Here is a 22,301-nt window from a genome sequence, read left to right on the forward strand (position 1 = left end):
GCCCGGTGAGGCAACCTGGACGGCGGGTCGCGCATGGAAAAGGTATGCGATCTCAGATTCGACGAGCGGTAGTGGAACCGCCGCCGGTGGCGGAGCTGCCGGTGGACACGGCTCCGGTGGACACGGCTCCGGGGGACGCCGCCGTGGCCGGGCTGTTCCTGGCCCACCGGCTCGGCCTCGTCCGCCTGGCGTTCCTGCTGGTGGGGGACCAGGAGACGGCCGAGGACGTCGTTCAGGACGCCTTCGCGGCGCTCCAGCGCCGCTGGAGCCGGTTGGCCGACCACGACCGGATGCTGCCCTACCTCCGGGTGGCCGTGGTGAACGGCTGCCGCATGGTCCACCGGCGGCGGGCGATCGTCGGCAGGTTCACCGGCGACAGGGAGACCCCGTTCTGGTCGGCGGAGGCCGCCACCCTGCTGGGCGAGACGCGCCGTGAGGTGCTGCTCGCCGTACGCGCGCTGCCCCGCCGCCAGCGCGAGGCCGTGGTGCTGCGCTACTACCTCGACCTGTCGGAGGCGGAGATCTCCGAGGCCATGGGGGTCAGCCGCGGAACGGTGAAGTCGACCACCTTCCGAGCCCTGAGGGCGCTCGCCGTGAAACTGGAGGAGACCCGATGAGCCCGCGGATCGAAGACCGGCTCCGTGACGCCTTCGCCGCCGGTGCCGAACTGGTCCGCGCCGAGGCCCTGCGTCCCGACGAGGACGCCGTGCGGGTGGAGGCCGCCCCGCGCCGGCGCGGGCTCGCCCTGGCCGTCCCGCTGGTGGCGGCCCTCCTCGTGGCGGCCGTGAGCGTGGCCGTCCCGGCGGGGATGCGCGGCCCGGCCCCGGTGGAGCCCGAGGTGAAGGCCCCCCCGGGGCCGCGTTTCCTGCTGGTCGCCGACAACGACGGGGTGACGGTCCGCGACGCGCGTACCGGGACGGTCGTCGACCGGGTCGGGGTGCCGCGAACCCCGGAGGGGAGCTTCCGCGAGCCCGGCGGGTACCTGCTCGCCGGGACCGGCGAGGGCGCGGCGTTCTACGTCGCCCGGAGCGTCACGTCCCGCCGGACGCACGTGAGCACCACCCGGTTCCACCGGGTGCGGGTCGACAAAACGGGGAAGGTGGCCGACCTGACCCGCGACGTGATCCCCCCGGTGACCGGTACGGCCGCGAGCTCCCTCGCCGTCACCGGCGACGGCACCCGGCTGGCCTACAGCCTCGACGGCGAGGTGTGCGGCAAGGACGGGACGTCGCGCTTCTGTCCCGGTGCCCGGCTCACGGTCGTCGATCTGCCCGCGAGGACGAAGCGCGTCTGGACGACGAACGCCGCCGGACGGATCGAGCACCTCTCGTGGGCGGCCGATCGCCGCACGCTCGGTTTCGTGGCGAAGTCCGAGGCCAGGGTCCTGGACACGGCCGCCACCGGCACCACGCTCGCGGCCGCCCGCGTCGTGGTCGGGGGCCAGGAGGTCACGGCCGCGACGATCAGCCCGGACGGCCGCGTCATGCTGGTCGGCCGCACCGAGCCGCCCACGGGCCGGACAGTCCACTACCGCGTCGACGAGTACCCCGTCACGGGCGGAGGCGGGATCAGCGGGCTGATCACCGCGAGCCGCGGCGACGGGAAAGCCGCCCGGTGGAGCCTGATCCGCTACGACGTCACCGGGCGGCACGTGCTGTTCATGGGCGACGTCTTCCCGCTGAGCCGATGGGACGACTGGAAGATCACCACCCTGGTCCACCACGGTCCCGCGGATCCACGCCTCCGGGACTCGCCGCGGCAGGCGCTGGAGGCGGCCTGGTGATCACGAGGCCGCCCCGGCTTCGTGATCACGAGGCGGCCCCGGCCTCGTCTGATCCCCCGCCCGGGGGATCAGACGAAGCGGAGGTAACCGATGACGTTGTTCAGCACCTCGGGGTCGTTCTCGGGGAAGCGGGCGACGAAGGTGCGGAGCCTGCCGGTGTCGTCGAGGGCCGCCCAGAGGTAGGCCACCTCGGAGCCGGGAAGCGTCATCCACCAGGCCGTGCCGGGAAAACCGCCGAAGGTCGCCTCGGCCGGGGGCCGGGTGCTCAGCGGGCGGGCGGGGAGCGTGCGCTCCAGCTGCTCGCGGACCGTGGTCAGGGTCCGGGCGCGGGACGCGGCCGAGGTGGGCGGGGCGATGCGCAGGATCCTGACGGCCAGGTGGTGGAGTTTGTTCGGGGAGGTCAGGTCGGCGGTTCCGGCCAGGTCGTGGGAGAGGGCCCAGCCGTCGGGGCGGCAGAGGGCCAGGCCGCCGGCCCAGTCGGCGTACCCGGTCAGGCCGACGCCGGTGCCGGTCGACAGGGTGGCGCCCGCGCCTGCCAGCAGGCGGCCCTCGGCGTAGAACTCGACGCGATACTCGCCGGTCGCGGGGCAGGCGGCGTCGACGACCGTCCAGTACGTGGTGCCCGAGGGCTGTTCCGGCTGCCAGGGCTGGATGCTGACCAGGTCGGAGCGCTGCAGCCACTCGTCGCCCGGCCGCGCCCGGTGGTAGACGATCGAGGCCATCCTGGCGCCCTTGAACATGCCCTCGTAGGAGAGGGTCGCCCGGATGAGAGCGCCCTGCGCGGCCACCCGGATCGCCGGGATCCTGGCCGACGGCGCGGGCCGCGCGTTCGGGGCGAGCTCCTCGCCCTGCGCGCGAACCAGCTCGCCCTTGATCTCCTGGGCGAGGGGCCTGGCGTGGTCGCGCTGGGCGGCCACCAGGTCGAGACCGGTCCGGGTGGCGGCGTAGAGCTCGTTGCGCTCGGTGGGGTCGGGGCGGCTCACGATCACCCGGAGCAGCTCGGCGGCCACCCGCCCGGCCTCGGCGGTCTTGTTCTGGCCGAGCAGGGCGAGCAGCAGGTTCAGCCGGGGGATCGGCGGGCCTGGGTTGAGCTCGATGGCGGCCCGGCTGTGCTCCTCGGCCGCCTCGTGGTCGGCCAGGTGGATCTCGAAGCCACCCAGGTTGACCAGGGCGGTGTACTTCTCGCCGCCGTACTCCACAGCCTTGGTCATGTCCGCCACCGCGGCCTCGTACGCGCTGCGCGAGGCCGTGCTGAACACGTACGCCGACGTGGCGCGCTCGGGGCTCGCCGCCATCACGCGGGCGCTCGCGCGGTGCTCGTAGGCGACCGCGTAGTCGTCGCGCAGCGCGATGGCGCGGGTGTAGTGGGTGAGCGCGCCCTCGTACTCGCGCAGCCCGGCGAGACGGTCGCCCTCGGCCACGGCCGCGACGGCCGCGCGGGGCGTCGTGACGGGCGGCACGGCGAGGAGGACGAGGGTGCCCGCGACGGTGACGGCCACCAGCCCGGCGGCGGGCCACACCAGGTGGTTCCGGGTGGCCTCGCCGACGGTCAGGGACAGGCCGAACAGGGTGAGCGCGACCGCTAGGAGGGCGGTCCCCGCCGAGTAGGTGTTGCTCCTGTCACCCCACGCGCTCGCGGTCTCCTGGGTCGCCTCCTGCAGGAGGCCCGCCACGGTCGCCTCCCTGCTGAGATCACCGATGTAGCGCTGGGCGGCGTCCGCGTCGGCGCCCAACAGCGGGGAGGACCCGGCCAGCTTGCCGTACGCCCGCCGGAGCCGGTCGGCGACGGCCTCGTGCTCCTGCTCGCCGAGCAGCGTGGCCCGCAGGGACTCCAGGTCGTGACGGCGCTTGACGGTGGTGGCGGTGCCGAAGTTGGCGGTGCTCTCCATGGAGTCGGCCGTCGCCCCCGCCTGGGCGGCCAGCGCGGTGACGGAGGCGCGCTGGGCCTCGCGGGCGTTCCTGTCCTCCTGGGCGCCCGCCTGCCCGCCGAGGTAGGTGAGCACTCCGGCGAGCAGGCCCACCGCGGTCATGGTGAGCGCGAGCCGGCGCTTGAACGGGGTGTCGAACTCCTCGTCCGTCATACCGGTTCCCGCCGTCATACCGGGGCCAGGGAGAGCCACAGGGCGAGGGCGGTGAGCAGCCCGTACCCGCCGAGGGCGGCTCGCAGGAGCCGGACGCGACGAGGCGGCGCGACGAGGCGGGCGACGGTCAGCAGGAGCACGATCGCGAGGGTGCCGCCGACGGTGAGGGTGAGATGACCGACCCGGTCGTGCAGGGCGTCGGCGCGCCGCGCGGTCCTGGCGGGCTGGTCGCCCGGCACCGTGAAGATCTCGTGGTTGCGGACCACCGCGGCCTCGCTCATCTCGTAGTCCCACCTGGCGGTGGCGCCCACGCCCGGCAGGTGGCGGCGGTCGATGTACTGGTCGACGAGGAAGCCGTCGGCGACGTCGCGCAGCGCCCTGGCCTCGTCGGGGTCGACGGCCTCGATCGCGTCCGCCTGGGCGTGGAGGGCCCGGTAGTGCACGACCTGCCCGCCCCTCGACCGGCTGCTCATGTGCCCCACCACGCCCGCCGTCCGCACCTGGATGGTCTCCACCACGGCCTGCCGGTCGGTGTCGATGGCCTGCGAGTTCAGCCGCACCGCCGCGTACGAGGCGGCGGCGCCGGTGATCGTGGACAGGCCGATCGCGATCGCGACGATCCGCTCGTACGACCGGGTGCCGCCCCGCTCCCGGTCGCCCCGCCTCGGGAAGCGGAAGCGCCGCGGCCGGGGCGACCTTCTCGGCCCCGCCGCGCCGGCCCCGCGGAGGGTCGTGATCCTCGACCGCAGCGACCGGACGGCGCCGTGGTGGGGACGGCCGTTCTGGCCACTCGCCGGGACACCGTGCGGCAGGCGGTCGTTCCGGTCATCTGCCGGGAGGCCGGGTCGCGGGTGGTCGTTCCGGTCATCTGCGGGGACGTCGTGCTGCGGGTGGCCGTCCCGGTCGCTCGCCGGGGCGCCGGGGCGCGGGTGGTCGTTCCGGTCGTCGGCCGGGGCGTCGTCGGGGACGCCGCCGGGGCGCTCGGCGGGACCGGGATCGGGCGCGTTCCCTCCCGCTTCGTGGGGCATGTGAGACCTCCGGCTCGGGCACCGGCAGACACGGTTCCCGTGCCTGTCCGTGGTCAGTTGATGACGATAACGGCATCGAACCATGGGGTCGAGAGCGACGACAGCGGACTGCGCAATTTCTCCACCCCCAGCCGGTAGGTGCCGGCGTTCAGCCCGGCGAGCGGCAGGTAGCGGCCGGTGAGGTTGGAGGCGGTGCCGGTCCAGAAGCCGTGCTGCAGCGAGCGGAGGACCGTCACGGGCCCCGACGCCAGGCGCGGGTGGACGGCTGAGAGGTTGCCCGACAGCTGGAAGCGGGCGCCCGCCGCCGAGTTCCGCCCGGCGGTGCGGACGGTGGAGAAGATGAAGTAACGGTGGTTGTATCCGGCGCCCGACGTCAGCGGCGGGCAGTCCACCGCCACGATGGTGCCGCGGACGGTGCCCAGCCGCAGCGGGTTGGAGTAGGAGCCCGAGCCGGCCAGGGAGCGGCAGTTCACCGCCGTGACCGAGGCGCCGGAGGTCTCCGCCGACGCGGGGGTCGCGGGCGCCTGCGTCGCCGCGAGAACCAGCAGCGCGGTCGTTCCCAGGCGTGCGAAGCCCGTTATTTTCATGATTCCCCCATTTGTGCTGTTTGATACGAGTACGCGTCCGACCAGATGTATCGGGAAAAGGGGGCCGCCGTATATCCCAACTTTCTGGGATGGGCGATGGATCGGCTTTATGATTTACGACATGCTTCCTGATTCAGGCGGTTTTGAGCAGAAGCTCGCCCGGCAGCAGAGCGCCCTCGATGTGCTCGACGTCACCGCCTCCGCGGTCCTGAGGCGGGTGCCCGCTGACGTGTGGTGCACGGTCCTGATCGATCCGTCCACCCTGCTGGACACCGGCGGGCAGAACGAGGCCGGCTTTTCCGTGGAATACCTCACGCGCCTGTTCGAGATCGAACATGTCGAGGCGGATGATCCGGGTAATCTCCGCGAGCTGGCGAATGGCGCGTCCACTACGAGCCTTCTCAGTCGTGCGACAGCCGGAAATATCCACTCTAGTAAGTACTATCAGGACATTTTGCGCCCGCAGGGGCTCGGTGACGAGCTACGGGTCGCCCTCCGCGACGGCCCGCACGTCTGGGGCCTGCTGGTGATGTGCAGGGAGCACGGTGCCGCGCCGTTCACCGACGCCGACGAGGCGGCCGCCGCGCGGCTGGGCCGCCCTGCGACGGCCGCGCTGCGGCGCTCGCTGCTCCTGTCCGGAGTGGACACCGGAACGGTCCCGGACGCGCCCGGCCTGGTCGTCGTCGACCGGGAGGGGAACGTCCGGTCGATGTCGCCGACGGCGCGTACCTGGCTGGAGCTCCTGCAGGACGGTACCCCGGAGCACGCCCGGCCGTTGCGCGCGGTGGTCGCCGCCGCGCTCTCCTCGGGAATGGCACGTTCCCGCGCGCTCACCCGGTCCGGCCGATGGGTGGCCCTCCAGGCGTGGTCGATGGGACAGGGAGAGGAAGGGCTGGTCGCCGTCTCCCTCAGCCCTCCCGAGCCGGGGGAGCTGACCGCGGTCATCCTCGGCGCCTACGGTCTGAGCGAGCGCGAGCGGCAGATCACCCAGCACGTCATGCGCGGCCACTCCACGACCCAGATCGCGGGCCGGCTGAACATCAGCCCCCACACGGTCCAGGACCACCTCAAGAGCGTCTTCGCCAAGACCGGCCTGGGCAGCCGGCGCGCGCTCGTCGCGGACATCTTCTTCCGCCACTACCTGCCGCACTTCGGAGAGGGGCCGCTGTCGACGGACGGCCGGCGCCTCGCGGGGTAGCCGCTCCGGCCCAGGCCGGTTCGGCCCGGCTCGGCCGGTCCGTCACGTCGCCGCGCGGGTGCCGGACCTCGCCCGTACGGGACGCGACAGCCCGGCCCCGGAAGCCCCTGACCGCCGGTGACCGTCCCGACCGTCGTGAACGCACCGGCCGGCCGTACCCCGGCCGCCCCCGTCCGGCGAGGGGCGGGCCGTGCCGGTGTCCTCAGTCGCCGATGTTGACGACGCTGGTGAGGATGACCACCGACTCCTCCTCGGCCTCCAGCGAGTGCCGCCGTTGCGGGATCGGAGCGGTCTGGCCCGAGCCGAGCCCGACGGCCCGCTCGCCGTCGATGAGCCGGACCCGCCCCGACAGGACGTGCAGGCTCGCGGCCGGTGGGGCGTCGTGGTCACCGAGGACCGTTCCCGCGGTCAGCGCGATGATCGCCTGACGCAGCGTGCCCTCGTTCAGGTAGGTGTGGGCGCTGCGGCCGTGCGAGCTCGCCCTGGCGAGGGTGAGGTGCTCCGCGGCGAGAGCCAGTACGTCGATCATCTGCTTCCTTCCGGTCGTCCTGAACCTGCCCTGGGCGGGTGGGGCGCAGAACCAGGCGAGGGTAAAGTCATCCGTCCCGCCGCGCGGCGGGCCGCTCGTCGAAGTGGATCGCCCTGAGCAGATCCGCGGCGGGGCGGTCGAGGATCGTGACGCTCGCGGCCGGGGGGAACGAGCCGCCCCGGGCACGGTCGATGATCACTCGCCAGCGGCGGCAGTGCCGGGCGAAGGTCGCGCTCGTGACGACCCGGCCGCGCGAGAGCTGCCCCTCGCGGGCCGTCCTCGGCTCCACGTCGAGCAGGATCAGGTGGACCTCGCTGCCGACCCTGCGGGCCAGCCAGGCGAACCCGTACAGGATGTGCGGCCACGTGCCGCGGGTGTGCGCGACGACGGCGTGCCCCTTCAGCAGGGCACGGGCGATCCGCACCACGTGGGTGGTGTGCACGAGCGGGATGCGGGCCCTCGGCGGGACCGGGCCCAGGTAGCGGGCCCACCAGTTGCGGGACTGGCGCGAGTCGATGACGCGGGCCTCACCGGCGCGCACCGGCTCCCTCTCGTCACCGCGCAGCCCGTACAGCCGGTCGAGCAGGGTGCTCTTGCCCGCGCCGGGCAGCCCCGCGAGGAGCACCAGCGATCCTGCCGGATAGCGCGGATCCTCGACGGAGGACCGGCTGGCCGGTGTGGTGGCCATCACGTGCACCTCGCTGGTGTGGGGGACTTCTCTCATAGTGCGTCTCGCAGCCTTCCAGTGGCGGGATCGGGTTCGCCGTCGATACGGCGGTCGCCGGAGGGGACGAACCTGGCGAAGATCGGACCGAGGGCTACTCGTGAGGCGCGTCCGGAGATGGCGGTGGCCGGCGACCGGGACGGTAAGGACCGGTGACGGCCACGGGGCGGGTCGCGGTGGGGGAGCGGCGGGGTGGGACGCCGCGCCGGAAGGCCGGGGAAGGCCCGGAGGCTCCGGGAATTCCGGAGATCCCGGAAACATGGGAAACTCCGGGAACCGGGAGCACCTCGGAAGCCCCGGAAGACCCGGAAGCCCGGGCAGTCCGGAAAGCCTGGTGAATCCTGGCAACTCCGGCAAGCCCGGCAACCCCGGGAACACGGCCCCGGAGGGGCGGGTGCCGTGGCGGGGGAACGCCGGTGAAGTGGTGCCCGGAAGGAGAGGGGACTGTCAGGGGCATGCTCGCTCCTCGAATGCGCTCGGCCATTCGAGGTCTCCTTCACCCGCACCTCGCGGGCGACCGTCCGGGGACGCCACAGGGCGTCCGTATTGACCGGACCGGTTCTTGGGAAGTACTCCCCTCGTTCGTTCAAGGTTAAAGGAAACCGGGCGGTGGCGCGGTCACCGAGGGGTGACTCTCCCGGACGGCGTCGTGCCGGAGCGTCCACCGAGGGGTCCGGGAGTCCGGATCACCGGTCGACCGTCCTCGATCTCCGGTTCCCGGCCGTCGCTTCCCGCTCGGCCGCTCCCCGATTCCCGCTCCCTGAATCTCGGTCGCCGGCCCTCGGCCATCGACCCTCGCCCAACCGGTCCTCGGTTCCCGCTCACCGGTCCGGACGTGCCGCGGCGCCGGCACCCCTCCGGCGGTCCGCGTGGGCCGGCCTGTCGGCTCGGTCTCGCGGTCCGCTGGTGTGGGGGTGCCGGCGCAGCCGGAAGAAACCCCGGGCACTGGTGCCCGACGGTGGTCCGTCAGTGGTTTTGACCCGCTCCCCGGTACGAACGCCGAGGACGCGGCCTGTGCCGCTCTCGCGGCACCTCTGTGGCTTCCCGCTTCACCGACCTGAGCCACCGGGATGGTGGTCTTACCGGGTCTCCGCGGGCTTTCGAGCCCTTACGAGCCCTTACGAGCTCCGTTCCCGCCCGTCCGGCGGTATCCGGCGCGAGTGCCTTACCGGGCGCCAATCCGCGGTGAGGGCGAACCGGCGCCTCCTGCCCCGCTACGAGGGCCCGCTACAAGGACCTGCTACAAGGACCTGCTACGAGGGTCCGCTATCAGGGAGAGTCCGCATCACCTCCGGCGCGAACATCGGAGCACTACGGACGAGTTCAGTAGCCGTAGCCGTTGGAGTTGTTAGAACTGTTGGAACTGTTGGAATTGGAGTTGTTGGACCCGGAGTTGTGGGAACTCGGGTGCGAGGCGGAGGGCGAGGGGGAGGCGCCGCCCGTGGGGGAGTTCGAGGTGGCCGCCCCCGAGGGCCGGATCAGGCCGAGCAGGCCGTGCGTGCCGCCGTCGCTGCCCGCGCTGAACCACAGGGCGTTCGTGCCGCCCACGGCCTCGGTACCGGGCTCCAGGTCCCACAGGCCGCCCAGGGTGATGGCCTTGCCGTCGGCGGAACGCAGCGGGCCGAGCGGGCGGCCGTTGCGCGGGTTGTAGGCGTTGATCCGGCCGTCGCCGAAGTTGCCGACCAAAAGGGCCCCGGAGTGGGCGCCGAAGCCCTTCGGAGCCAGCGTCATCGCCCAGGGCGCGTTGAGGGCCCCGCGCGCGGCGAATCGGCCGACGAACCGGCCCGAGCCGCTGAACTGGCTGACGAACCCCTTGCCCTGCCCGGCCACCGACTTGCCGGTCTCGGGGTCGCGCTTGGCGTACGCGACGAGGATGGAGTTGCCCACGACCTCCACGTTGAACGGCGCGTAGTCCTCCGGCATGCCGGGGTCCCTGAACGCGCGGCGGCCGAACGAGATCCGGTCGAAGTCGCCGTCGAAGATGTGGACCTTGTTGTGGGCGAAGTCGGCGGCGAGCAGCATCGCCCCCCGGTTCGTCTCGGCCAGGGCCAGGCCCTTGAAGTCGGCGCCCTTGACGAACGCGCTGATGATCGCGTCGTCCGGGTCGGCCTCGGCGTTCCAGCCGGTGATCGCCCCGCTGGGGCTGGCGAAGATGAACGTCGCAGGTCCGGCACCGCCGGGACCCTTGACGACGAACTCCTCGCCCTTGTTGACGACCTGCCCGGTGGGCCTGCCGCCGGGGACGCGTACCTGAGTCTTCTCCTGCTTCACGTTGCCCGCGCCGCCGGAGTAGACGGTGGCCAGGCCGGTGCCCGCGGCCGAGACCCACAGGGTCTTGCCCATGGCCAGGCCCCACGGGTTGACCAGCGTGGGGTCGGTGACCGCGGCCCGGCCGCTGACGTCCGAGACCAGGTTGGTGACCGCGAAATGGTTCCGCAGGGTCTGCCCGCCGGCTTTCTCCGGGCCGCTGCCGGCCTTGGTCTGTTTCGCTCCGGCCTGCGCCTGGTGGGTCCCGGCGGACGCCGTACCGGCGACGCCCATGACCAGGACCGTGGCGCAGATCGTGACGATGCGTACTCGCATTCATGGCTCCTCTGTGAGGGAGTGCCTTTCGCCGCGAGATACGCGTGGGGTCCGTGCGCGGTTCAGTCCGGTTTGAACGGCCGGGACCTGGGAGGAGCCGGAGGGGCAGAAAAGGGCGGCCCGTGACCGCCTTGTGGGGCGGTCACGGGCCGGATCCCATGAGCGTCACACCGGGTCACGGCGACTCATGGCCGCGGCGCGCGCCAAGGGAGGAGAAAGCGCGCCCGCGGGGTCTCTCCAGGTCCCGCGAAGGGCCCGTGAGGGTCCTGCGAAGGTCCTGCAAGGGTCTCGCGAGGGTTCCGCGAGCGGGGAGGGTCAGCGGAGGGCGGCCGCCTCGGTGGCCAGTTTCTCGATCCTGGCGTAGTCGCCGGTGGCGAGCGCGTCGGCCGGGGTGAGCCAGGTCCCGCCCACGCAGCCGACGTTCGGCAGCGCGAGGTAGTCGGGGGCCGTCGCGAGCTTGATTCCGCCCGTCGGGCAGAACCTGACCTGCGGCAGCGGGCCGCCGAGCGCCTTCAGGTACGGCAGGCCGCCGGCGGCCTCGGCGGGGAAGAACTTCATCTCGGTCACCCCGCGGTCGGCGAGTGCCATGACCTCCGACGCGGTCGCCACGCCGGGCAGGAACGGCACCCCGCTCACCTCCATGGCGTCGACCAGGACCGGGGTGGTCCCCGGGCTGACCAGGAACTTGGAACCGGCCGCCACGGAGGCCGCCACGTCGGCCGGGGTGCGGACGGTGCCCGCGCCGATCACCGCCTCCGGGACCTCGGCGGCGATGCGCGCGATGGCGTCCAGGGCGGCGGCGGTGCGGAGGGTCACCTCGATGACCGGCAGACCGCCCGCGACCAGGGCGCGGGCCAGGGGGACCGCGGTCTCCGGATCGTCGATCACGACGACCGGGACGACCGGGGCGATGTCGAGCAGACTCATCGGATACCTCCAGTGTGGAGACCCTGGGCTTTAACCCGGGGGAGGAAACGAGGCACGGTGCCGCGTGGTCGGGAATCGAATACCCATGCGCGCTTAACCGATCGTGCGGCAGAACGTGAGGCGTGGCGCAGATCGTGAAGCGGGCTTTCAAATTCCGCCTTCACCCGACCCCCGAGCAGGCTGAAAAGCTCGCCCGGACGTTCGGCCGCGTCCGCCTGGTGTACAACAAGGCGCTGGAAGAGCGCAGTCGCGCCTGCACCCTCGAAGGCCGCAGTATCTCCTACGTGGAGTCCTCGGCGGAGCCGACGGAGTGGAAGCGCACCGACAAGCTGGCGTTTCTGAACGAGGTGTCGTCGGTGCCGCTGCAGCAGACGCTGCGGCACCCGCAGGCGGCGTTCGCGAACTTCTTCGCCAAGCGTGCGAAGTACCCGACATTCAAGTCCCGCAAGAAGTCCCGGCTCAGCGCCGAGTACACCCGCTCGGCGTTCCCCTACCGGGACGGCCGGCTCACCCTGGCGAAGATGGACGGCCCGCTGAACGTCGTATGGTCGCGCCCCCTGCCCGAGGACGCGAACCCGTCCACGGTGACGGTGTCGAAGGACGCGGCGGGGCGTTGGTTCGTGTCGATCCTGTGCGAGGACCGTATCTCCCCGCTCCCTCCGACAGCCAACACGGTCGGGGTGGACATGGGTATCACGGCGTTGGCGACGCTCTCCACCGGAGAGAAGATCGTCAACCTTCGGCATGAGCGGGCCGACCGCCGCAAGCTCGCCAAGGCTCAGCGCAACCTCGCCCGCAAGGAGAAGGATTCGGCGAACCGGGGGAAAGCCAGGCTCGCGCTCGCCCGTGTTCACGCCCGCATCACCGACCGTCGCCGTGATCATCTGCACAAGGTCACCACTCGTCTCGTCCGTGAGAACCAAACGGTCGTGATCGAAGACCTCACCGTCCGCACCATGGTGAAGAATCGCGGCCTGGCCCGCGCGATCTCGGACGCCTCGTGGCGGGAGATGCGGTCCATGCTGGAGTACAAAGCGCAGTGGTATGGGCGGGAACTCCTGGTCGTGGATCGCTGGTTCCCATCGTCGAAGCTGTGCTCGGTGTGCGGCACGATCCAGCGGTCCATGCCCCTGCGCGTCCGGGACTGGATGTGTGCCTGCGGTGCGTCCCATGACCGGGATGTGAACGCCGCGAAGAACATCCTCGCCGCCGGGCTGGCGGAGAGGTGAAACGCCTGTGGAGGGCTGGTAGGACCCGATCCGCGAAAGCGGGGAAGGCGCAGCCCGGTGAAGCAGGAAACCCAACCCGTGAGGGGTGGAGTCCCCCGGCTTTGGCCGTGGGGAGGATGTCAAACGAACTCCAGGTTGGACAGGCGCTGGTTCAGCCAGGCCGCCGCGCCGGTCAGGGCGGGCTGGGGGGCCACGATCAGCGCCGTGGCGATGCCGGAAAGGTAGTCGTTCAGGGTCGGGGTGGCCTCGAAGCGACGTCGGAAGTCGCTGGAGCGGACCCGGTCCACGATACGCGGCAGCACGCCGCCACCCAGGTAGACACCGCCCCGCGCGCCGAGGGTGAGGGCGACGTTCCCGGCGAAGGTGCCGAGCATGGCGCAGAAGACCTCGACGGTCTCCGCGCACAGCGAGTCGTCCATCCGGGCCACGATGTCGGAGGCGGACAGCCTGGGCGCGTCCGTCCCGTGGACGAGCGCGAGTCCCCGGTGCAGGCGCGACAGTCCCGGCCCCGACAGCAGATGCTCGGCCACCACGTGCTCCAGGCCGTCCGCGCGCAGCGCCCGGACGATCTCGTGGTCCCGCCGGTCGAGGACGGGCGCGGTGACGTGCCCTCCCTCCCCGGGGATCGGCACCCAGCCCTCGGCGGCGGGCACCAGGCCGCCCACGCCGAGACCGGTCCCGGGTCCGAGCACGGCCTTGACGCCGCGCGAGGGCTCGGGGCCGCCCAGGGAGACCAGGTCGTCGCCCCGCAGGTGCGGCAGGGACGCGGCCAGGGCCTCGAAGTCGTTGAGCAGCCAGGCGTTCGGGATGCCCAGGTCGCGTACCGACCCCGTCCACCCGGCGTTGGTGAGCCGGTAGCGGTCGCCCTCCACGGGCCCCGCGATCGCGACGCACGCGGCTCCCGGCTGAACTCCGCCCGCATGATCTGCGATATAGGCGGCTACGGCTTCGGGTAGGCCATCGTGTTCCGCGCCCGCGAGCACGGCCACCGCCTCGGGCTGTCCACCGGGCTCGGTGACCAGCCCGAACCGGGCGTTGGTGCCGCCGATGTCGGCGACGAGCCAGGGAAGGCTCACGGGGTCTCCTTCGCGGGTCGTGCGGCCCTGACGGGCCACCCGAGGTTCACATGCCGTACGACCTCCACGCGCCGTACGGCCCGCGCGACTCCCGCGAGCCGCGCGCCCGCGAGGCGTGCGGACGGAGGTCGTACGGATGTGGACCGTGCGAATCCGGGGTGTGCGAGCGAGAGGGAGACGGTGACGGTGTGTTCCCTCACGCACGGATTCCGCTCTGGGCGGTCGCCGGGCGGGTGCCGTTCGCGACGGCCTCGGCGTGGCCGTTCAGGGCGAAGACGCCCGCGCCGCGCTCGGCCGGGCCCGCCGCGCGGCGGAAGGCGCCGAACAGCTCGCGGCCGGTGCCCACCCACTGGGCGTCGGTGAGCGGCGCGCCCTGGACGGGCCTGGCGGCCAGCTCCCCGGCGGGGACCAGCAGCTCCAGGGTCCCGGCGGCGGCGTCGAGGCGGATCGGGTCGCCGTCCCGCACCAGCGCGATGGGGCCGCCGTCGGCGGCCTCGGGCGACAGGTGGATGGCGGCGGGGACCTTGCCGGACGCGCCGGACATGCGGCCGTCGGTGACGATCGCGACCCGCTGGCCCCTGTCCAGCAGCACCGCCATCGGCGGGGTGAGCTTGTGCAGCTCGGGCATGCCGTTCGCGCTCGGCCCCTGGTAGCGGATGACCGCCACGAAGTCCTGCCCGTCCAGCTCTCCCGCGTCGAAGGCGCGCAGCAGCTCCAGCTGGTCGTCGAAGACCTTGGCCGGGGCCTCGATGACCAGGTGCTCGTCCTTGACGGCGGAGACCTTGCTGACCGCGCGCCCCAGGTTGCCGTCGAGCATGTGGATGCCGCCGTCGGAGGAGAACGCGTCGGAGACCGGGCGCAGCACGTCGAGGTCGGTGCTGCCCTCGGCGCGCTCCTCCCAGACCAGCTCGCCCTCCTTCAGCTCGGCGGCCGAGCGGTAGTGGTCCAGCCCGTGCCCGGCGACCGTCAGCACGTCGCCGTGCAGCAGCCCGGCGTCCAGCAGGTCGCCGATGAGCACCTGCATGCCGCCCGCGGCCTGGAAGTGGTTCACGTCGGCCTGGCCGTTGGGGTACATGCGGGTCAGCAGCGGCACGGCCTTCGACAGCGCGGCCAGGTCGTCCCAGAGGAGCTCGATGCCGGCCGCCGCGGCGATGGCGACGATGTGCATGGTGTGGTTGGTCGAGCCGCCGGTCGCGAGCAGTGCCACGCAGGCGTTGACGATCGCCTTCTCGTCGACGACCTCGCCGACGGGGGTGTACTCGGGGCCGTGCGCGGTCAGCTCGACCGCCCGCCTGCCCGCCGCCTTCGTCAGGGCCTCGCGCAGCTCGGTGCGCGGGTTGACGAACGTCGAGCCGGGCAGGTGCAGGCCCATGACCTCGATCATGACCTGGTTGGAGTTCGCGGTGCCGTAGAAGGTGCAGGTGCCGGGGGAGTGGTACGACTTCGCCTCGGCGTCGAGCAGCTCCTCCTTGCCGACCTTGCCCTCGGCGAACAGCTGCCGGGTGCGGGCCTTGACCTTGTTGGGCAGGCCGGAGGTCATCGGCCCGGCGGGGACGAAGATCGCGGGCAGGTGGCCGAAGTGCAGCGCCCCGATCAGCAGGCCTGGAACGATCTTGTCGCAGACGCCGAGCATGAGGGAGGCGTCGAACATGTCGTGCGAGAGCGCGATCGCGGTGGCCATCGCGATGACCTCGCGGCTGTAGAGCGACAGCTCCATGCCCGCCCGGCCCTGGGTGACGCCGTCGCACATCGCGGGCACGCCCCCGGCGAACTGCGCGACGCCGCCCGCCTTCCTGACGGCCGCCTTGAGGATCGCCGGGTAGGCCTCGTACGGCTGGTGCGCCGACAGCATGTCGTTGTAGCTCGACACGATCGCCACGCCCGGCTTGACGTTGGCGCGCAGGTCCCGCTTGTCGCTCTCGCCCACGGCGGCGAAGCCGTGCGCGAGGTTGGCGCAGCCGAGGCTCGCCCTCGCGGGTCCGCGCAGGCGGGCCGCCTCGGCCTCGGCGTGCAAGCGCCTCAGGTACGCGGTGCGGCTGGGACGGCTGCGCTCGACCAGACGGTCGGTCACCTCCTGGATCACGGGATGCATCCGGCCTCCTCGGTCGTGGTCGGCGTGGTTCTCTCGGTCGTTCGGGTGCGGGTGCCCGGCTCGCGCGCTCACGCCTGCCCCTCCTCGTGCCAGACGCGGCCGCTGCGGCCGACGAGTTCGTGGGCGGCCGCGGGGCCCGCGCTGCCCGCCGGGTACGGCTCGGGCGGGGTGCCCTGGGAGTCCCACTCGGCGAGGATCGGATCGATCCACCGCCAGGCGGCCTCGACCTCGTCGCGCCGCATGAACAGGGTCGGGTTGCCGGTGAGGACGTCCATGAGCAGCCGCTCGTAGGCCTCGGGCACCCGGCCGGTGAAGGTCTCGGCGAAGCTGAGGCTCAAAGGGACCGGCTTGAGCGCCACCTCGCCCGCGCCCGGCTCCTTGGCCATGATGTTCAGCCGGATGCCCTCGCTCGGCTGCAGCCGCAGCACCAGCCGGTTGGGCGTGCTGCCGGGGAAGATCGAGTGGGGCACGTCCTTGAACCGCACCACGATCTCCGAGCAGCGGTTCGGCATGCGCTTGCCCGTACGCAGGTAGAACGGCACCCCGGCCCAGCGCCAGTTCTTCACCTCGGCGCGGATCGCGGCGAAGGTCTCCACCCGGCGGGAGTTCTCGGTGGGCGCGGTGTTGTCGGGCTCGTCGAGGTAGCCGGGCACCCGGACGCCGCCGGACTCGCCCGCCGTGTACTGGCCGCGCACGGTGAAACGGTCCACCTCGCCGCCGGTGACGGGCCGCAGCGACTGGAGGACCTTGACCTTCTCGTCGCGGATCGACTCGCGGTCGTTGCGCGACGGCGGCTCCATCGCCACCAGGCACAGCAGCTGGAGCAGGTGGTTCTGCACCATGTCGCGCAGCGCGCCCGCGTGGTCGTAGTAGCCGCGGCGGCCGGGGGTGCCCACGGTCTCGGCGACGGTGATCTGGACGTGGTCGATCCAGAGTGAGTTCCAGATCGGCTCCAGGAACGCGTTGGCGAACCGGAGCACGAGGAGGTTCTGGACCGTCTCCTTGCCGAGGTAGTGGTCGATGCGGTAGATCTGCCGCTCCTCGAAGATGGCGCCGACCTCGTCGTTGATGCGCAGCGCGCTGGACAGGTCGCGGCCGAGGGGCTTCTCCAGCACCACCCGCGAGGCGGGGGTGACCAGGCCGGCGCGGTGCGCCTGCCTGCAGAACGGGCCGAACGTCATGGGCGGGCTGGCCAGGTAGAACACCCGGTCGCGGTGCTCGTGCCCGCCGAGCATCCCGGCGAGCCTCGCCCACCCGGCCGGGTCCTGGCCGCCGATGTCGACGGTGACGTGGTGCAGGCGGCCGAGGAAGCGCTGCCAGGTGCCGAGGTCGTCCACCGGCACCGAGCCGCGTACCTCGGCGTCCACCTTGCCGCGGAAGTCGGCGTCGTCGAGCCCGCCGCGGGACATCGCGATCACGCGGGTCTCGGGGGCGAGACGCCCGTCGCGGTCGGCGTGGTAGAGCGCGGGCAGGAGCTTCCGCATGGAGAGGTCGCCTGTGCCGCCGAAGACGATGAGGTCGGCGGGTTGCGGGGTCTCAGACATGCGGCGGCGCTCCGTGGTGATCTGCCAGTAGTGATCTATCTAATTAGGTATAGATCGGACAGTAGCTAGATCTTGCGCTCTACACAAGCGGAGTTTTGTAATTCGAGATGAGAAAGTGGGAAGTTTTCATTTCCTAAGTGGGTGTGATTCACTTGGCGGATGCCTCGACGTCCCGCTGCCGCGCTGGCCACCAGCGGTGAGGTGCTGCGCCTCATCCGCTCCGGCGAGGCCGTCACCCGCGCGGACATAGGGCGTGTCACCGGCCTGTCCAGACCCGCGGTCTCCCTGCGCGTCACCGAGCTGCTGGACCGGCGCCTCGTCGTCGAGGACAGCGAGGGCCCCTCCACCGGAGGCCGCCCGCCCACCCGGCTGGTCTTCAACGCCTCGGGCGGGGTCGTCCTGGTCGGCTCCCTGGGCGCGAGCCGCGCGCAGGTCGCCGTCTGCGACCTCGCGGGCCAGGTGCTGGCCAGCGCCGCCCTGTCCGTGGACGTGGAGGAGGGGCCGGACGTCGTCCTGCCCCTGGTCATGCAGACCTGGAGCGACCTGCTGGGCGACCGGCCCGCCTCCCTGATCCGCGGGGTCGGCCTGGGGGTCCCCGCCACGGTGGAGTTCGCGGCCGGCCGCACCGAGAGCGCCCGGATCATGGCCAGCTGGACCGGCGTGGCCATCCCGCCGATCATCGCCGAGCGCTTCCCCGTCCCCGTCTTCCTCGACAATGACGTGAACGTCATCGCGATCGGCGAGCACCGCGAGATCTACGCGGGCGAGGCCGACGACCTGCTGTTCATCAAGGTCTCCACCCGGATCGGCTCCGGGGTGATCGCCGGGGGCGAGATCCTGCGGGGGGCGCTGGGCGCGGCGGGGGAGATCGGGCACATCCCGGTCCGCGACGGCGGAGGTGTCCTCTGCCGCTGCGGCAACATCGACTGCGTCGACTCCATCGCCAGCGGCACCGCGATCCTGCGCAGGCTCCGCGACCTGGGGCACGACGTCAAGACCCTGGCCGACGTGGTGACCCTGGTCAGGGCCGGGGACGCGGAGACCATGATCGTGGTGCGCAACGCCGCCCGGATGCTCGGCGAGGTCGTCGCCAGCGCGGTCAACCTGCTCAACCCCTCGGTGGTGGTCCTCGGCGGCGACGTCGCGGAGACCTTCCAGCCGATGGTCTCCGGGGTGCGCGAGGTCATCCACCGCCGCTCGACGGCCCTGGCCACCCGCAACCTGCGCATCGAGCGCAGCCGGCTCGGCCCGAGCGCCGGGATCATCGGCTGCGCCCACATGGTCCTGGACAACATCCTGTCGCCCGAGGCCGTCGACTCCGCGGGCTGGCAGCCGCTCCGCTCCGTCCGCTCCCTCGCCTGACCCGGGCTTCCGGGTACGTCGCGGCGCGGGCTCCGCGGAGTCTCCCCGCCGGATGCTCAGCGAACGGTGCGGAAGAAGGCGCGCACCTCGTCCACGAACACGTCGGGGACCTCAAGCGCGGCGAAGTGCCCGCCGCGGTCGTACTCGGTCCAGCGGGTGATGTTGTTGAGCGGTTCGGCGAAGGAACGGATCGCGATGTCCTCGGCGAAGTTGGCCACGCCGGTGGGCACCTGGGAAGGCGTGGGCCAGTTGCCGGTGTGCATGGACTCGTAGTACAGCTGCGCCGAGGACGTGCCGGTGTTGGTCAGCCAGTAGATCATCGCGTGGGTGATGACGTCATCGGCTCCGATCGAGCCCGCGGGGTGGGCCCAGTCGTGGAACTTCTCGCCGATCCAGGCGAGCTGGCCGGCCGGGGAGTCGGCCAGGCCGAAGCCGAGCGTGTGCGGGCGGGTGGCCTGGATCTGGAAGTAGCCGTTGCCGTCGGAGAGGAACCGGTTCATCCGGTCGAGCCTGACCCGCTCGGCGTCGGTGAGCACCGTGTCCGCGGGCACGTCGCCGAGCGGGATGAACCCGACGGTGGCCGCGTTGACGTGCACGCCGGCGACGCGTTCGGGGGCCACCCGCCCGAGGTCGGGCGCGATGATCGCGCCGAAGTCGCCGCCCTGTGCCCCGTACCTGTCGTAGCCGAGCCTGGCCATCAGCTCGGCGTAGGCGGTGGCGATGCGGCGCGCGTCCCAGCCCGCCGAGGCCGGTCCGGTGAACCCGAAGTTCGGGTGCGAGGGGATCACGAGGTGGAAGGCGTCGGCCGGGTCGCCGGGGTCGGTCAGCGGCTCGATCACCCCCAGGAACTCCGTGATCGACCCGGGCCAGCCGTGCGAGAGGATCAGCGGGAACGCCCGCGGGTGGGGTGAGCGGACGTGCAGGAAGTGCAGGTCCAGCCCGTCGATCCGGGTGGTGAACTGCGGGTGCCGGTTGAGCCGCTTCTCCGTCGCGCGCCAGTCGTATGCCGTGGTCCAGTACTCGGTCAGCTCCCTCAGGTGATCCACCGGCACGCCACGGCTCCAGCCGACGTCCGGGATCTGGCCGGGCCAGCGGACGGCGGACAGGCGCCGCCGCAGATCGTCCAGCTCTGACTGCGGGATGTGGACCTGGAACGGCTTGATCTCGCTGTTCAACACACGACTCCTCTTTGTCGGCACGAACCTGTCGGCACGAATCTGTCTGCACGAATCTGTCGGTACGAATTTGTCAGCATGAATCTGTCGGTACGAGGCGCCCGGCCGCGTGCGCCGGGCAGGTGCCCTCGCCGGGCGTGTTCGCCTCGCGGGGCCCGGTCGCGAGCCCGGATGAAGGCCCGTGACCGATGTTCCTGGCGAAGGACCCGCCGACACCACGCCGTCCGGCGCCCGCCGCGGTGAGCGGCGATCGCTGAGACGAGCATGTCAGCCAAGGAGGTCAGCCACTGTCCTCGTTGCGACGCACAATGGGGGCATGCTCGAAACGTCCGCCCGGTTGCTCCGGCTGTTGTCGTTGTTCCAGCAGCGCCGTGACTGGACCGGCCCGCAGCTGGCCGACCGGCTCGGGGTGACGGTGCGCACCGTGCGCCGTGACGTCGACCGGCTGCGCGAGCTCGGCTACCCGGTGCACGCCACGATCGGGAACGTCGGCGGATACCGGCTGGGGGCCGGGGCCGCCATGCCGCCGCTGCTGCTCGACGACGAGGAGGCCGTCGCGGTCGCGGTGGGGTTGCGCACCGCGGCCGGGGCCACGGTGGCCGGGATCGAGGAGACGTCGGTGCGGGTCCTGGCGAAACTGGAACAGATCCTGCCTCCCCGGCTGCGATACCGGGTCTCGACGCTGGACGCGGCCATCGTGGCCGAGCACCGGCCGGGCGCGGTCGTCTCGGCCGAGACGCTGACCACGATCGCCGGGGCCTGCCGCGACCACCGGCGGCTGCGCATGGACTACCGCAGTCACGACGGCACCGAGAGCACCCGCACGGTCGAGCCGCACAGGCTCGTCCACGCCGGGCGCCGCTGGTACCTGGTGGCCTACGACGTCGACCGGGCCGGCTGGCGGACCTTCCGGGTCGACCGGCTGCGGCCCCGGGCCCCGGCCGGCCCCCGGTTCGACCCCCGCGAGCCGCCCGCCGACGACATCGGCGGGTACGCGTCCTGGGCCGTGGGCGTCGGCCGGTACCGCCACCGGGCGCGGTTCACCATGTACGCCCCGGCGGCACGGGTGGCCGAACGGGTGTCGGCGGAGACGGGGGTGATCGAAGCGGTCGACGAGCGCAGCTGCACCCTGTGGGTCGGCTCGGACTCCCTCGACGGGCTCGCCCTGCACGTGACCCTGCTCGGCTTCGACTTCACGGTCCACGAACCGGCCGAGCTCGTCGAGCGCTTCAGGACGCTGCACGCGCGCATCGGCCACGCGCTCGGCCCGCCTGCCGGATGACCAAGGTGCCGCCGAAGCCTCGCCGGCGGGACGGAACGCCCGGGGGTCGCGGCATACGTCCAGTCATCGCTTTGAGCGATCAAATCGATCGAAAACAATCGCTTTTCGCGATGACTTCCGGCTCCTATCGTGGCCTGCATGACAGCAGCCGCCGTCGTACCGGCCGGAGTTCGAACCACCATGTCGAATCGACAGCGAGAGGAACCGGTGACGGTGATGTGCGACCAGAGAGGTGTCCGGACACGGCCTGACCCCGAGCCGGCCGTGGGCCAGCGCGGGACCGGGCTGCCCGGCCTGTTCGACTACGACGCGGAGTTGCGTCCGCACAACGAACTCTTCCGTGCCGCCGCCCGCGTCGGCTCGCGCGACCGTGTGCTCGACATCGGCTGCGGTGCCGGGCAGTCCACGCGCGAGGCCGCACACGCCGCCGTCGACGGAAGCGTGGTGGGCGTCGACCTCTCCGCGCCGATGCTCGAACGGGCCCGCAGGCTCGGTGACGAGCAGGGACTGTCCAACATCACCTTCCTGCGGGCGGACGCCCAGGTCCACCGCTTCCCGCCGGCGCGTTTCGACCTTTGCGTCAGCAGGTTCGGAACGATGTTCTTCGCCGACCCGGTCGCCGCGTTCACCAACATCGGGCGCGCCCTGCGCCCCGGAGCGCGCCTCGTGCTGCTGGTCTGGCAGGATCGCGACCGCAACGAATGGGCCTCCGCGATCCGCCGGAGCCTCACCGCCGCGACGGCCGCGCCCACCCCGCCCGCCGGCGGTCCAGGCCCGTTCTCACTCGCCGATCCGGCCGTCACGCGAGGCATCCTGACGGCGGCGGGCTTCACGCGAGTCGGCTTCACCGACGTGCACGAGCCCGTCTTCTACGGCCAGGACACCGCCACCGCCTTCGACAACGTGCTCCGCCTGCGGGAGTACGAAGACCTGCTCGCCGGTCTCGACACCGCGGCGGCCGAGCGGGCACGCGCGCGGCTACGAGCCACCCTCGCCGCCCACGACACCGGCGGCGGCGTGTACTTCGGCTCGCGTGCCTGGATCGTCACGGCCCGCCGACACTGACCACCGCCGGGGGAAGGACGCCCCCGCGGGGCGCGG

General features: G+C 72.1%; 18 protein-coding genes. 7 read left to right on the forward strand and 11 right to left on the reverse strand.

Annotated elements, in window-relative coordinates; all coding sequences use genetic code 11:
* Positions 1-44 precede the first annotated feature (44 nt).
* Positions 45-617, forward strand: a complete 573-nt coding sequence (locus tag ACSC1Q_RS05950; RefSeq protein ID WP_436757631.1) for an RNA polymerase sigma factor — start codon at positions 45-47, stop codon at positions 615-617.
* Entirely contained in the window at positions 614-1,783 is a 1,170-nt protein-coding gene (locus ACSC1Q_RS05955; RefSeq protein ID WP_436757632.1) for a hypothetical protein, read from the forward strand. The genes ACSC1Q_RS05950 and ACSC1Q_RS05955 overlap by 4 nt, the downstream gene beginning before the upstream one ends.
* A 68-nt stretch (positions 1,784-1,851) precedes the next feature.
* On the opposite strand, the gene ACSC1Q_RS05960 is transcribed toward ACSC1Q_RS05955, so the two are convergent.
* The 3 genes from ACSC1Q_RS05960 to ACSC1Q_RS05970 are packed head-to-tail and all read right to left on the reverse strand — an operon-like array spanning position 1,852 to position 5,479.
* Positions 1,852-3,864 carry a tetratricopeptide repeat protein gene (locus ACSC1Q_RS05960; protein WP_436757633.1) on the reverse strand — a complete coding sequence of 671 codons (2,013 nt, stop codon included), beginning with the start codon at positions 3,862-3,864 and terminating at the stop codon, positions 1,852-1,854.
* A 14-nt stretch (positions 3,865-3,878) separates the two neighbouring features.
* A complete protein-coding gene (locus tag ACSC1Q_RS05965) occupies positions 3,879-4,892 on the reverse strand; it encodes a hypothetical protein (protein WP_436757634.1) in 1,014 nt (337 codons plus the stop codon).
* A 53-nt stretch (positions 4,893-4,945) separates the two neighbouring features.
* Positions 4,946-5,479 (reverse strand): hypothetical protein, encoded by a 534-nt coding sequence (locus ACSC1Q_RS05970; RefSeq protein WP_436757635.1) that lies wholly within the window; start codon positions 5,477-5,479, stop codon positions 4,946-4,948.
* A gap of 121 nt (positions 5,480-5,600) precedes the next feature.
* Here ACSC1Q_RS05970 and ACSC1Q_RS05975 point away from each other — a divergent pair, with 121 nt between their 5' ends.
* A complete protein-coding gene (locus ACSC1Q_RS05975; RefSeq protein ID WP_436757636.1) occupies positions 5,601-6,677 on the forward strand; it encodes a helix-turn-helix transcriptional regulator in 1,077 nt (358 codons plus the stop codon).
* Between the two features lie 202 nt (positions 6,678-6,879).
* Here the strand turns inward: ACSC1Q_RS05975 and ACSC1Q_RS05980 are convergent, their stop codons facing one another.
* The 4 genes from ACSC1Q_RS05980 to eda all read right to left on the reverse strand — a co-directional run bounded on the left by ACSC1Q_RS05980 (position 6,880) and on the right by eda (position 11,440).
* Positions 6,880-7,206 (reverse strand): cupin domain-containing protein, encoded by a 327-nt coding sequence (locus tag ACSC1Q_RS05980; protein WP_436757637.1) that lies wholly within the window; start codon positions 7,204-7,206, stop codon positions 6,880-6,882.
* 67 nt (positions 7,207-7,273) lie between these two features.
* On the reverse strand, positions 7,274-7,894 hold the full coding sequence (locus tag ACSC1Q_RS05985; RefSeq protein WP_436757638.1) for an AAA family ATPase: 621 nt from the start codon (positions 7,892-7,894) through the stop codon (positions 7,274-7,276).
* Positions 7,895-9,253: 1,359 nt separating this feature from the next.
* On the reverse strand, positions 9,254-10,513 hold the full coding sequence (locus ACSC1Q_RS05990; RefSeq protein WP_436757639.1) for a TIGR03118 family protein: 1,260 nt from the start codon (positions 10,511-10,513) through the stop codon (positions 9,254-9,256).
* 315 nt (positions 10,514-10,828) lie between these two features.
* On the reverse strand, positions 10,829-11,440 hold the full coding sequence (gene eda, locus ACSC1Q_RS05995; RefSeq protein WP_436757640.1) for a bifunctional 4-hydroxy-2-oxoglutarate aldolase/2-dehydro-3-deoxy-phosphogluconate aldolase: 612 nt from the start codon (positions 11,438-11,440) through the stop codon (positions 10,829-10,831).
* A 122-nt stretch (positions 11,441-11,562) separates the two neighbouring features.
* Here eda and ACSC1Q_RS06000 point away from each other — a divergent pair, with 122 nt between their 5' ends.
* Complete coding sequence (locus tag ACSC1Q_RS06000; protein WP_436757641.1) at positions 11,563-12,669, forward strand: RNA-guided endonuclease InsQ/TnpB family protein; 1,107 nt, start codon at positions 11,563-11,565, stop codon at positions 12,667-12,669.
* A gap of 119 nt (positions 12,670-12,788) precedes the next feature.
* Here ACSC1Q_RS06000 and ACSC1Q_RS06005 read toward each other — a convergent pair whose 3' ends face one another.
* The 3 genes from ACSC1Q_RS06005 to zwf form a co-directional block, all read right to left on the reverse strand.
* Positions 12,789-13,745: a glucokinase gene (locus ACSC1Q_RS06005; RefSeq protein ID WP_436757642.1), complete on the reverse strand. Its 957-nt coding sequence runs from the start codon at positions 13,743-13,745 to the stop codon at positions 12,789-12,791.
* 196 nt (positions 13,746-13,941) lie between these two features.
* Positions 13,942-15,837 (reverse strand): phosphogluconate dehydratase, encoded by a 1,896-nt coding sequence (gene edd, locus ACSC1Q_RS06010; protein ID WP_436757643.1) that lies wholly within the window; start codon positions 15,835-15,837, stop codon positions 13,942-13,944.
* Between the two features lie 68 nt (positions 15,838-15,905).
* Positions 15,906-17,381: a glucose-6-phosphate dehydrogenase gene (gene zwf, locus ACSC1Q_RS06015; RefSeq protein WP_436757644.1), complete on the reverse strand. Its 1,476-nt coding sequence runs from the start codon at positions 17,379-17,381 to the stop codon at positions 15,906-15,908.
* A gap of 159 nt (positions 17,382-17,540) precedes the next feature.
* On the opposite strand from zwf, the gene ACSC1Q_RS06020 reads away from it, so the two are divergent.
* Positions 17,541-18,743, forward strand: a complete 1,203-nt coding sequence (locus ACSC1Q_RS06020; protein ID WP_436757645.1) for an ROK family transcriptional regulator — start codon at positions 17,541-17,543, stop codon at positions 18,741-18,743.
* A gap of 56 nt (positions 18,744-18,799) precedes the next feature.
* On the opposite strand, the gene ACSC1Q_RS06025 is transcribed toward ACSC1Q_RS06020, so the two are convergent.
* Positions 18,800-19,918, reverse strand: a complete 1,119-nt coding sequence (locus ACSC1Q_RS06025) for an epoxide hydrolase family protein (RefSeq protein ID WP_436757646.1) — start codon at positions 19,916-19,918, stop codon at positions 18,800-18,802.
* A 316-nt stretch (positions 19,919-20,234) separates the two neighbouring features.
* On the opposite strand from ACSC1Q_RS06025, the gene ACSC1Q_RS06030 reads away from it, so the two are divergent.
* Both ACSC1Q_RS06030 and ACSC1Q_RS06035 read left to right on the forward strand, forming a co-directional pair.
* Positions 20,235-21,200, forward strand: a complete 966-nt coding sequence (locus ACSC1Q_RS06030) for a helix-turn-helix transcriptional regulator (RefSeq protein ID WP_436757647.1) — start codon at positions 20,235-20,237, stop codon at positions 21,198-21,200.
* 138 nt (positions 21,201-21,338) lie between these two features.
* Complete coding sequence (locus ACSC1Q_RS06035) at positions 21,339-22,265, forward strand: class I SAM-dependent methyltransferase (RefSeq protein ID WP_436757648.1); 927 nt, start codon at positions 21,339-21,341, stop codon at positions 22,263-22,265.
* Positions 22,266-22,301: the final 36 nt, after the last annotated feature.

This window comes from Streptosporangium heterodermiicola (genome assembly GCF_051390675.1).
Classification (GTDB): Bacteria; Actinomycetota; Actinomycetes; order Streptosporangiales; family Streptosporangiaceae; genus Streptosporangium.